This window comes from Janibacter sp. GS2 (assembly GCF_051200835.1).
GTDB lineage: Bacteria > Actinomycetota > Actinomycetes > Actinomycetales > Dermatophilaceae > Janibacter.
The window spans coordinates 400,986-412,874 of the sequence record NZ_CP195161.1; the positions used below are offsets into that span (position 1 = coordinate 400,986).

Here is an 11,889-nt window from a genome sequence, read left to right on the forward strand (position 1 = left end):
CTCGCACGGTGGCGGTCGAGGCGGTGGGGGGCGCCCTCGCCCTCGCGCCTACGCTGGTGACCTGATGCACACCGAGACCGCGGAGACGAGATGACCGGCACTCCCGACCTGTCCGAGGAGGACGTCCGGCAGTTCGCCCGGATCCGCGAGGACTTCACCCGGATGATGCTCGGGTACCGCTTCGGGATGGAGCAGGTGGCGACGCGGCTGGACATCCTGCGCGAGGAGTCCGCCGAGCTGCACGTCGACAACCCGATCGAGCACATCTCGACACGGCTGAAGAGCCCCGAGAGCATCATCGCCAAGGCCGCCCGGCAGAGCGTGCCGCTCGACATCGCCGCCCTGCGGGAGGGCATCACCGACATCGCCGGCATCCGGGTCGTGTGCTCCTTCGTGGCCGATGTCTACCGCCTGGTCGACTCGCTGACCGCCCAACCGGACATCACCGTGCGCACGGTCAAGGACTACATCGCCGCGCCGAAACCGAACGGCTACCGGTCGCTGCACGTCATCGTCGAGATCCCCGTCTTCCTCTCCTCCGGCGCGGTCCACGTACCCGTCGAGGTGCAGTTCCGGACCGTCGCCATGGATTTCTGGGCGAGCACCGAGCACAAGATCTTCTACAAGTACGAAGGGGACGTCCCCGCGGACCTGCGCCGCCGGATCACCGATGCCGCAGCGACCGCCGCGCGCATGGACGACGAGATGGCCGAGCTGCTCCGCGCGGTCCACGGCGCCGCCGCTGACACCGGGCGGGAGTAGCCGCACCACGGGGATCACGGCGCCGGCGGAGAGGGCCTCCTGACCCTCTCGTTACCATTTCGTGTCCTCATGCTTTAGTGTCGTGCGCGGTCCTGGCGAGTGTCGGGACCTCGTCCGGGGAACGCCGAGTCCTGCCCCCCCGGGCGGACCCCTGTATTGCATGGGCAGGAGCGGGGGACCCATCCTCGGCCACACGGCCTTGGGGTGAAGTCCTCTGACCCGGGCAGTCCGGGTTGTAGGGCGGGGTGGTCTCCATCCCAACCCGACAGCTAACTCCGCAGGCGTGAGGAGACAGGCATGAGCATGTTCTACACGGCGCGTCACAGTGCCGCCCGCACGTCCACGTCGATCGCCCAGCGCGCAGGAGTCGGCGTCCTCGCCGCCACCGCCCTCGGTCTCGGCGCGAGCACGGTGGGCGCCACGAGCGCCTCCGCCAACGGCGGCCCGGAGACTCCCGCGCCGACCACCCAGACCACGACCCAGACCGACGCGACCCAGACCGGCGCGACCCAGACCGGCGCGACCCAGACCGGCGCGCAGAGCGTGTCCGGCTCGACGGGCTCCACGTCCTTCTCGGACGTCGTCACGCAGGGCGACACCGGCAGCGTCGTCGAGCAGATCCAGGAGGAGGTCGGCGTCAGCACCGACGGCACCTTCGGTCCGCAGACCGAGCAGGCCGTGACCGACTGGCAGGGCGAGCAGGGCCTTGTCGCGGACGGCGTCGTCGGCCCCAACACGGGCTCGAAGATGGGCCTGTCCGGGGGCACCACCAGCGGCACCGTGGACAGCGGCTCCAGCGCGAGCTCCAGCACCATCTCCGCCTCCACTGCGAGCACCGGCTCGAGCACCACCTCCGCTTCCACGGTGAGCACCAGCTCGAGCGCGTCGACCTCCGGGATCGTCGGCGCGGCGGAAGCCCTCATCGGCTCGCCCTACGTCATGGGCGGGACCAGCCCGTCCGGCTTCGACTGCTCGGGCCTCGTCCAGCACGTCTACGCCCAGAACGGCAAGGACATCCCCCGCACGACGCAGCAGCAGCAGGCCGCTGCCACGCCGGTGTCCAACCCGCAGCCGGGCGACATCGTCTTCTTCGGCGACTCCGCTTACCACAACGGGATCTACGCCGGCGACGGCAAGATCATCGACGCCGGCAACCCCGGTACGGGCGTCACCGAGCGCGACATCTGGACGGACGACGTGAGCTACGGCCGCTTCTGATCCGATCCACCTGCCGAAGGGCCTCGACCTCCACGGTCGGGGCCCTTCGTCGTCGCCGCCGGGGCTGCGGTGAGCACGACGTTGTCGCGGTAGTGCCGCTCACCGTCGATCTCCATGATCGGTCCACCACAGGTGACGATGGCCAGCGATCTGGCCCCCTCGACATCGAAGACCGAGCGCGGCAGCGACACCTTCGAGTAGCTCTGGAGGCCGTCCGTGACGAAGGTGGACCGGTTCCCCTCGTCGTCGGTGACGTAGACCAGCGCGCCGGGCCTGGCGTCCGCGAGGCCGGCGAGCGCCCCGGGCGTGCCGGAGAGGTCGACGTGGCCGGCGAGGAGCGTGGTGCCGACCGTGGAACCCAGCGGCGAGGAGCCGACGTCGATCCCGACCCGCCACGGCTCCCGGGGGATCGTCAGACTGCCACCGCCGAAGGCGACCGAGGACAGGCTGGCGTAGATCCCGAGCGAGGGGACGTAGAGGCGCTCCGGCCCCATCCGTCCGGGCGACATCGGGACCGTCGACGCGGATCCGGTGCTCGGGGACGGGCTGGGCGTGCTCGCCCCGCTGGTCGCCCCCGAGGACGTCACGTCGTCGGGGATCGCCGCGACGTCGGCGGACCTCGTCGGGTCCGGCGTGGGGGAGGACACGTCGAAGGTCTGGCTGGGTACCGGCGCCGCAGCAGGCTCCGACCCGGTCGTCGCGCGCCACCCCATGACGCCGCCCGCGATGACGAGGACGACGGCCAGGACCACCATCAGGGCGCGACGCACGCAGACCTCAGTGGCTCGGCTCCGGCGCCTGCCCTGCCGATGTCATCAGAGGCGACGGGCGCGCAGGCCCAGCGCGACGCCCGCACCGGCGAGGAGTGCACCACCAGCAAGGCCGACCGGGGAGATGCCCCCCTCGGCCGGGGTGCCGGCATTGATCATGCGGGCCTCGGCCCGGCTGGAGTTGTCTCCCACGAAGAACTCCTCGCAGGCCTGGCCGTCGTTGTCGCGGTCCAGACGGTGCGGGTCCGCCGCAGGGCCACCGTTGCCGGCGAAGAAGGTCTGGGCCTCGGCCCGGGTGCCGAAGTCGGGGCAGTCCCGATCGGAGGAGGCCGCCGCCACGGGAGCGGGCGATGACGAGTCCTCACCGAAGGCCGCCTCGCAGGCCCGGCCGTCGTCATCGGCATCGAGACGGTGCACATCGGAGGCCGGACCGCCGTTGTCCTCGAAGAAGGTCTGCGCCTCGGCCTGCGAACCGAAGTCACCACAGTCCTTGTCGGCGGTCTGCGCGGGGGCGGCAGCGGCAGCGGTCGGCGCGCTCTGCGTCGCCGCAGCCGTCGAGGACCCGACGGTGACCTCGGTCTCCGCCGCAGCCGGAGTCGTCTCCCGCTGCGCCGGAGCAGCGCTCTGCTCCGGGGTGGCCGGGACCGCCGCACTCGCCGCCGCGGTGGCCGGGGCCGCCGCACTCGCCTCCTCGGTGGCCGGGGCAGAAACGTCCTGCTCCCGGGTGGCAGCAGCGTCCGTGACCTGGTCCTCGGCAGGCGCAGCGCTGCTCTCCTCGGTGGAGGGCTCGGCCTGGGCCGTGGACCGGACGGGGTCGGGCTCCGCGGGGAGGGGACCGCACGCGGCGTCGAGGAGCTGGTTCGCGGCCTCGGCCGGGTCGCCCTGGATGGCCGCCCAGTCCGTCCCTTCTGCCGCGGTGGTCGGGTCGAGTGCATCGTCGCTGAGCGCCACCGCCATGACGGCCGGACTGCCCTTCGCGGAGATCTCGTTCGCCGGGGCGATGGTGGCGGAGAGGTCTGCCACCGCGGCCGGGGCGGCGGTGAAGCCACGCGCCTGGAGGGTCTTGGTCAGCGCCGAGACGAGTCCGGCACCGACCGACGGACCGGCCACCACGGCCACGGTGGTCGAGGTGTCGCACGAGCTCTCGGGGACCGCGGCCTGGGCCGGCCCGGCGAGGGCCAGGGCGAGTCCCCCGCCGACGGCGACGGTGGACAGGGATTTCAGGCCGGTACGCACGATGACGACTCCCCCAGGTGGCGATGATGCAGACGCAGTGCATATATACCACCCCGGTGTCACCGGGTGGTGGGATGCTGCCCCCATGGGAACTGAGCACTTTGACGCGAAGGCAGACACCTGGGACGACGATCCGGACAAGGCCCGGCACGCGCGCGAGGTCGCGCAGTCGATCCTCGGCCGGGCATCGGTACGGGCCGACGCGCGGGTTCTGGAGTACGGGGCCGGGACCGGGCTGGTCTCCCAGGCGCTGCTCGAGCGCCACGGCGGCCTGCGGGTCACCCTGGCCGACAACTCCGCGGGCATGCGCCAGGTGGTGCAGCAGAAGATCGACTCGGGTGCGCTTCCCGCGGACGCTCGGGTCTCCGGTCTCGACCTCGAGTCCGAGCCGGTGCCGGACGAGCGCTATGACCTGGTGGTGAGCTCGATGGTGATGCACCACGTGAAGGAGCTGGATGTCGTGCTCGCGGCCTTCGCCGAGCTCCTCGAGCCCGGCGGGAGCCTGTGCATCGCCGACCTGGATCAGGAGGGCGGCCACTTCCACGACCACGACTTCGACGGCCACCACGGGTTCGACCGGGCCGCCCTGACCGCGCGCCTGACGTCCGCGGGCTTCGCCGAGGCCGGGGTCGAGGACTGCTCGACCATCGAGAAGGACGGCGGCACCTTCAGCGTCTTCCTCGCGGTGGCCCGCACAGCCGGCTGACCCCCTTCGTCACGGACCCGTCGGGCGCGGCCCGATCACGCAACGATCTTGTCCACCACCGGCACCAACTTCTTCTGCAGGACCGGCTTCACGCTGAGGGCGTAGGTGTCCGTGATGTGCGAGGTCTGTCGGTAGACGAGGACACCGCCGATGACGGGAACGCACGTCTCCTCGGGGCAGATGGAGTCACGCACGTCGACCGTGCGGGTTCCGGGCACCCGTTTCGCGGCAGCCTGGTACTGCTGCGCAGAGCTGGACCTGACGCCCTCCTCCTTGTCGAAGGCGCAGGCGGCCAGGTCGTCGGGGTGCTCGGCGACGCACTCGTAGACCGACGTGCCCGGGCTGGGGTTGTCCAGCAGGCCCACGACCGGGATGTCGTGGTCACGCAGCTCCTGCCAGGACTGCGCCAACGCGTCGACCATGGCGTCGGTCGTCCGCGACTCCGAGTCCGAGCGGTCGGACAGCGCCTCGTTGACCCGGCTGGTGGCCAGGACCAGGTCCGGGTCGATGTCCACGACCCGATCCATGACCGCGTCGTTCCACTCCGCGCAACTGGTGTAGGGGTCCCCCTTGGCGAGCTGCATGCCGGAGCTGAAGGCGCACGCCGACTTGGTGTAGGAGATGACGTGCCAGCCCTCCTTCTTCGCGATCTCGTCCAGCACCGTCTGCCACTGGAGGATCTTGGAGTCGCCCACGGCCACGATCGTCACGTCACCGTCGGGGTCGCCGTACTCGCAGCGAATCGGCTTCGAGCTCACCTGGTCCACCTGACAGCCCTGCTCCTTGGGCTCCGAGGGAACATCGGCGATGGCTTCGGTCACGGCCGGCACGAAGCCCTCGACCGAGTCCAGGCTCTCCACCGTGCCGGGGCGTGCGCCCGAGCCCGTCGTCCTGCTCGTGAGCGCAGCCGCTCCCTGCGCCTCGGCACTGTCGGCGGGCGCGGTGGACGCCGGCACCGCCAGCACCAGCACCAGACCGGCCACCACGCCGACGGCGGAGAAGTTGGCGCCCAGGGAGAGGCTCAGCGGGTTCGAGCCGGACAGCCGCGTGGAGAAGCGGATGGGGTTCTCCACGAACCGGTACGACAGGTACGCGGGGACGACCGAGAAGGCGGCGACCGCCAGCCCCGCCCACGCACTCAGTCCGTCCCAGTGGGCCTCGGCCGAGACGAGCAGCGGCCAGTGCCACAGATAGAGGGAGTAGGACAGTCCACCCACCCAGACCGCGGGGCTCCACGCGAGGATGCCGGCCGGCCCGGCCGGTCCGCTGGTGAAGCCGGAGACGATCACCGCGGCTGAGCCCAGCGTCGGCAGCAGGGCCGCGTAGCCCGGCCAGGCCGTCTCTGCGGTCACGACGAATCCGCTGAGCACGACCGCGGCCAGACCGACCCAGCCGAGCACCACGGAGGCGCTCCGCGGGACCCTCGCCCACACCACCGAGCCGATGGCCACGAAGGCACCGATACCCAGCTCCCAGAGCCGGGTGGTGCTGACGAAGAAGGCCTGGTCCGGGTTGGCGCTCGTGAAGTGGATGGACCACAGGAACGAGGGGATGATCACGACGAGGACGCCGACGAGCATCACCGGACGCAACCGGGCGCCACTGCGGCGAGCCACCCACCAGCCGACGAGGATCAGCAGGAGCGGCCAGACGATGTAGAACTGCTCCTCGACGGCGAGGGACCAGAAGTGCTGGACCGGGGAGACGCCCACGTCCTCGGCCAGGTAGTCGACCGCCCGTCCGGCCAGGACCCAGTTCACGACGTAGAGGGCGGCTCCGACGATGTCGAACCCGAAGGTGCGCCACTCCACGACCGAGGCGGTCCACCAGGTCAACGCCGTGGTGACGATGAGGACGATCCCGGTGGCCGGGAGAAGTCGCTTGGCCCGCCGGGCGTAGAACCGCGTCAGCGAGACCCTGCCCGAGGCCTCCAGCTCCCGGATGAGCAGTCCGGTGATGAGGAAGCCGGAGATGACGAAGAAGACATCGACGCCGACGAAGCCGCCGGGCAGGAAGGGCACTCCCGCGTGGTACAGCAGCACGAGCAGGATCGCGATCGCGCGCATCCCCTCGATGTCGGGTCGATAGCCTCGCGGGCGCACCACCCCCGTGCGCGTCGTGGTGTCGGTACTCGTCACCCAGCAGACCCTTCTGTGTCAGGACGTCCACGCCCGCGGTCACGGGAGCGGCTCTCGTCGTGGCGGGCCGGTCCGGGCGAGCCCGAGCCCCGTGACCCGGGCGTTATTCTGGCACGGAACCTTCCTCGCCCTCCGGACACCGGAGAGTCGACAGCGGTGGCTGGGGAAGGGCGCCAGTGACCTCCGGAGGAGACCGCGTGGACCGGACCAGGCTCGATCCTCTCGCCCTGCACCTGGAATCGGTCGCACGGATGGGTGTCCGGCACCCCGACTCCACCTACCCCGACCTGCTGGCACGGGCTGCCACGGGCGGGCGGCTCACGGCGGCGGCGCTGGTGGACGTGGCCCGCGCGACGGCGTCCGATCCAGACCGTGAGCTGCCGGTCGCCCTCGTGGACGTCGAGGCGATCTGCTGGCTCGCGCTGGCCAGGGCAGCCCTCGTGGGCGCGGCCGGCGATCTCGATGACATCTGCGGCCTGCTCCGGCTCGCGCACCGCGCGAGCGGGGAGCGCGGGCTCGGTCCCCGGTTCCGACACCTGTGGCTGGATGCGTTGTTCCTCACGCGCCGGACCGATGAGTTCCCCTACCCCCGCGATGACCACGCTCCCGGCGGAGCGGGCTGGCGGGTACGCGTCGACGAGCTCAACGCCGCGGCCGGCCCCGGAGCGGCCGGCCCCACCGGCCCGGGCCTGGTGGCTCTGTCCGAGGTCTTCACCCAGCACGACCTGGCTCCGGTGCACCTCGTCCCGGGGACCGGCCCGCCCCTGTCCCGCGTGACGGCGACCTCCACGCGGCGCACGGACGGCTCCGCTCCCTTGGTCACGATCGTGATGCCGGTCCACGATCCCGGGGCGGACCTCGCCTTCTCCCTCCGGTCGGTGTTGGCGCAGTCCTGGGGCCACCTCGAGATCCTGCTCTGCGACGACGGGTCCACCGCGAGCAGCCGGGCCCAGCTGGAGGAGATGGCGGCGTCCGACGCGCGCGTACGGCTCCTGCGACACCCGGTCAACCAGGGCGCGTACGCCGCCCGGAACCTCGGCCTCTCCCACGCCCGCGGGGAGTTCATCACCTTCCAGGACGCGGACGACTGGTCGCACCCCGAGCGCATCCGCCTCCAGGTGGAGGCGCTGCTCACCGACCCCGGGCCGGTCGCGTCGATGAGCTGCATGGTCCGGGTCGACGAGCACCTCGCCCTCACCGTGCTGGGCTACCCCGCCGAGAGCGTCAACGCCTCGTCCCTGCTCTTCCGGCGCGAGCCCGTGCTGGGTCGACTCGGTGGGTTCGACTCCGTGCGACGGGCGGCCGACAACGAGTTCGTCGGGCGGCTGCAGGCGGTCTTCGGGAGGGACTCCCTCGCCTTGGTGCCTGAGATCCTCGCTCTGGTCCAACGCACGCCGGGGTCGCTGTCGCGCGACGACCAGCGGCTGCTCTTCCGGGATCCGAGCCGGGAGCACTACCGCTTCTGCTACCGGCAGTGGCACGGCCTCATCGGCGAGGGGCGCAGCGCCCCCTTCGTCCGTCCACCGCAGCGCCCTCCCGTGCCCGCCCGACATCGGGTGTCCGGCGGACCGCCCGAGCCCGAGCACCGGGCCGACCTGCTCCTGCTGGGCGGCTTCGGCCCGAACTCGCCGACGTCGCCCGACATCCCCTCCGAGGTGCACGCCCTCTGCGACACCGGGGCATCCGTGGCCCTGCTCTCCTTTCCGTCCCCGACTGACCTGACCGTCCCCGCACGGCGGCCCGCCGACCCAATCGTCCAGCGCATCCGCACGGGGGAAGCCACCTGGGTCCTCCCGGACGAGTCGGTGGTGGCGTCGGTCGCGCTCGTGCGGGACGCGGCTGCGGTCACCCACCTCGAGGGTGTGCTCGACGGGGTCAGGCCCCGCGTCATGGTCCTCGTGGCCGGAGAGGACCCGGAGGGCAGGTTCGACCCCGCCGAGATCGAGGAGAGAGCACGAAGGGCGCCGCGAACCACTGCGGCGGCCTCCCCCATCGTGCGTTGGCTTCCCGCGACGACCAGCATCGCCGCCAGCCTCACCGAGCACGTGCCGCCCCAGCACGTGCTGCCACCCCGGGTGTGGGGGGCGGTGCCGGCTCCGGACCCGAGCACCTGGGCGACCTCCCCCGACCGTCCGGTGGGGGTCCTGAGGCCATCCGCGCTCCTCGCGCCGACGGAGCTGACCGCGTGGGCCGCCACCGCCGTCCCGCGCGACCCCGACACGGTGCTGCGGTGCCGCACGAGCGGGCCCCGGCTCTCCCGCCGTCTCGGCCGCCCCGTCGAGTCACTGCGCGGGACGGGGACGACCCGGCAGGAGTTCTTCGGGCAGATCGCCTACCTGTGCGTGCCGCCGGTGCCCGGTCGTGGTGCCCACCTGCACCCTGAGGCGGTGCGCGCGCTGGGGCACGGGTGCGTCCTCGTCCTGCACCCCTCCTACCGGGAGCACTTCGGCCCGGCCGCGCTCTACACCGACGAGCGCTCCGTCGACGAGTGGATCGCCCTGCACGCCGGGCGCCCGGAGCTGTATGCGCAGCAGCAGGAGCGTGCCGTCCGGTTCCTCGCGGAGCGGGTGAGCGCCGCGGCACTGCGGGACACGGTGGGAGGCCTGCTCACCCTGGCAGAACCCGAGGACGGGACCCCGGCTCACCGGCCGCCCGGGTGAGCGAGTCGATCGACTCGACCAGCCGCTCGCAGTTGTGGTGGTCCTGGTGGGCGAACACCGAGCGGACCCGCTCGCCGTACCCGGCCTCCCGGACGAAACCTCTCTCGGCGTAGTGCTCGATCGCACTCACCGTGGTGTCCGCGTCGCAGGTCACCGGGCCGAAGCCGTCCCGGCGCGGGTCGAACCACGAGAAGGCGCTGTGCCCGGTGGTGTACTCCCCTTCGTCGAACTGGCAGTAGACCATCGGCGTCCCGACATAGGCGACGTCGAACTGGACCGAGGAGTAGTCGGTGACCAGCAGGTCGCACGAGCGCAGCAGCGCGGGGATGTCGGCGGTCGCCGCGTCGAGCACGTCGATCCGCGCGCTGACCACCTCCGGCGTGCGCAGCACCGTGCGCAGGTTGTAGTGCGGAACCACCTGCAGCGTGAGGTCGTGTGCCTCGAGGAGATCGGCCAGTTGTTCGCTCCCCAGGAAGTCGGTCATGAAGCGCTCGTACGTGGAGCCCTCGTAGGCGACCTGCGTCTCGTCACTGCCGCTGAAGAGGGTCGGTGCCAGATAGCGCCGCCAGGTGGGCATGAAGAGGATCGTCCGACTCGGCACCGCCGGGGGAACGAGCGCGTCGTAGCGCGCCAGCCCCGTGACGACCAGCTGGTCGCGGTATCCCGAGGTCGCGGCCAGCGCCTCGGCCTCACGGTCACCGACCGTGGCGACGAGGTCGTAGCCTCCGCTGGCCCGCTTCACGGCGTACGGGCTGAGGTGGACTCCGTGCTTGAGGTAGACCCGAACCGAACCGATCCGCCAGGCGCCCTGGCGCATGTAGCCGCTCGGGTGCCATCGGCTGGGAAGCATGTGCTTGATGGAGTACGCGTTGATCAGGACGTCGGCGTGCAGCATCATCAGCCGGTGACGCCACGAGGAGTGGATGATCACCTGGCCCAGCGGATCCACGGCGGAACGCATCGGGCTGTCCGCGGCGATGACGTAGTAGACGTGGGCGGTCGGTCTGCTCGCCCGGAGGTGCGCGAAGAGGGCACGACCGTTGTCCCGCGCCGTCTCCGGCCGTTCCCCGATCAACCACACGGGTCCGCGCGGCGCCAGGGGCCGGGTCAGCAGGCGCACGGTCCGCACCCAGGTGAATCGTCGGGCATGAGCAGCGAAGGCCACGTCCACCAGGACATTGCGCATCCGCCAGAGCGCGCGTGCGGGGGTGGTGTCGGCGGCCACCCGCACCCACGTGACCGGTCGGCCCGCGGCCGGGAAGACCTGCACCCGCCGCCGACCGATGCGCGTCGGACGCGAGGCGGCCAGCAGTCCGGGTGACGGCTGGACCGGCACGGCGTGGGACGAGGACAGCGCCTCCTCCCCGCCGTCGGCCGTCGACTCGAGCTCCACCAGCTCCAGGCGGAAGGACCCGTCGGGGAGGTCGTCCACCGGCAGCTCGAAGACCATCGCCGAGCGGACCCACACGCCGAGGGTGTTGACGCGCGGCACGACCTCGGACGTCGCGGTGGCGACGACACCCCGCCACCGACCGCTCATGCGGAGCACGAAACGATCCCCCGGCGCGCGGTCCTCGCCGGTCAGACGCACCGCGAACCGCAGGTGGGACTCGGAGACGTCGAGGTACTCGCAGATCGGTTGGCCGGGCATCGAGCCTCACTCTATGGTCACGGGGCCCGGGCCACCGCGCGTGGCCGTCAGCCGCGCGGTCGGCGGCGAGGGCCTCCGGCGGTCGTGCCCCGCCCGGGCTCCTCGACATCGGGTGAGGACGCCGCGTAGCGCCGTCGTTGACCGCTTCGCTCAAGACGGCGACGGACTGCGCCTGCGGGTGCGCGGGCCACGGTCAGGACATCCTGGACCACGAGTGCGCGTCCGGTTCGCCGGGACCACCGCTGCGGGTCCTCACCCACCGTCGACGCCGGGGCCATCCCGACGGCATCGGCCCGCACCCATGAACGAACGACCGAGGACGTGCGCGACAGGTGCTCCCGGTCGAAGTCCAGGTCGGCCTCCACCAGGCCCTCGACCGTGCCGCTGTACCCGCTCAACCACTGCGGCGCCCAGCACGCGACCTGCCCCACGACGACCGGGGAGTCGGACAGGAGGATCCGGGTCAGGGAGCGTCCGGGAGTGTCCAGCTCCGCGAGGACACGTCGCACGGCGCCCGAGGCGAAGCAGACATCACCGGAGGTCACCAGCACCGGCACGTCCGTGCGCAGCCGCACCGCCGAGATCACCCGGCTGCCGAAACGACCAGTCAGGTCGGCGCTCTGGACCCGCGTCGGGTGCACGAGCTCGACCGCGGGCACCTGGGTGAGGAGAGTGCCGACGCCGGCACGCAACTCCTCTCCCGTCACACCCCGTGGGTCGAGGAGCACCTGCAGGTCAGCCATCCGAG

General features: G+C 71.7%; 9 protein-coding genes and 1 riboswitch. Of the genes, 4 read left to right on the plus strand and 5 right to left on the minus strand.

Annotated elements, in window-relative coordinates:
- Positions 1-90: 90 nt before the first annotated feature.
- On the plus strand, positions 91-762 hold the full coding sequence (locus ACR9E9_RS01950) for a GTP pyrophosphokinase (protein WP_435201146.1): 672 nt from the start codon (positions 91-93) through the stop codon (positions 760-762).
- Between the two features lie 120 nt (positions 763-882).
- Positions 883-1,062: riboswitch (cyclic di-AMP (ydaO/yuaA leader) on the plus strand.
- Positions 1,060-1,980 (plus strand): C40 family peptidase, encoded by a 921-nt coding sequence (locus ACR9E9_RS01955; protein ID WP_435201148.1) that lies wholly within the window; start codon positions 1,060-1,062, stop codon positions 1,978-1,980. (Overlaps the previous riboswitch by 3 nt.)
- Here ACR9E9_RS01955 and ACR9E9_RS01960 read toward each other — a convergent pair.
- Both ACR9E9_RS01960 and ACR9E9_RS01965 read right to left on the minus strand, forming a co-directional pair.
- Positions 1,965-2,750 (minus strand): class F sortase, encoded by a 786-nt coding sequence (locus ACR9E9_RS01960; protein ID WP_435201150.1) that lies wholly within the window; start codon positions 2,748-2,750, stop codon positions 1,965-1,967. The two genes, ACR9E9_RS01955 and ACR9E9_RS01960, sit on opposite strands and share 16 nt — an antisense overlap.
- 45 nt (positions 2,751-2,795) lie before the next feature.
- Complete coding sequence (locus tag ACR9E9_RS01965) at positions 2,796-3,986, minus strand: hypothetical protein (RefSeq protein WP_435201152.1); 1,191 nt, start codon at positions 3,984-3,986, stop codon at positions 2,796-2,798.
- A gap of 1 nt (position 3,987) precedes the next feature.
- Between ACR9E9_RS01965 and ACR9E9_RS01970 the strand changes: the two genes are divergently transcribed.
- Positions 3,988-4,692: a class I SAM-dependent DNA methyltransferase gene (locus ACR9E9_RS01970; protein WP_435201154.1), complete on the plus strand. Its 705-nt coding sequence runs from the start codon at positions 3,988-3,990 to the stop codon at positions 4,690-4,692.
- A gap of 35 nt (positions 4,693-4,727) precedes the next feature.
- On the opposite strand, the gene ACR9E9_RS01975 is transcribed toward ACR9E9_RS01970, so the two are convergent.
- Entirely contained in the window at positions 4,728-6,830 is a 2,103-nt protein-coding gene (locus tag ACR9E9_RS01975) for an acyltransferase family protein (protein ID WP_435201156.1), read from the minus strand.
- A gap of 197 nt (positions 6,831-7,027) precedes the next feature.
- Here ACR9E9_RS01975 and ACR9E9_RS01980 point away from each other — a divergent pair, with 197 nt between their 5' ends.
- Positions 7,028-9,490 (plus strand): glycosyltransferase family 2 protein, encoded by a 2,463-nt coding sequence (locus ACR9E9_RS01980; RefSeq protein ID WP_435201158.1) that lies wholly within the window; start codon positions 7,028-7,030, stop codon positions 9,488-9,490.
- Here the strand turns inward: ACR9E9_RS01980 and ACR9E9_RS01985 are convergent.
- Together ACR9E9_RS01985 and ACR9E9_RS01990 are read right to left on the minus strand one after the other, a co-directional pair.
- Complete coding sequence (locus ACR9E9_RS01985) at positions 9,438-11,141, minus strand: CDP-glycerol glycerophosphotransferase family protein (protein ID WP_435201160.1); 1,704 nt, start codon at positions 11,139-11,141, stop codon at positions 9,438-9,440. The two genes, ACR9E9_RS01980 and ACR9E9_RS01985, sit on opposite strands and share 53 nt — an antisense overlap.
- A 47-nt stretch (positions 11,142-11,188) precedes the next feature.
- Positions 11,189-11,884: a hypothetical protein gene (locus tag ACR9E9_RS01990; RefSeq protein WP_435201162.1), complete on the minus strand. Its 696-nt coding sequence runs from the start codon at positions 11,882-11,884 to the stop codon at positions 11,189-11,191.
- Between the last annotated feature and the right edge of the window lie 5 nt (positions 11,885-11,889).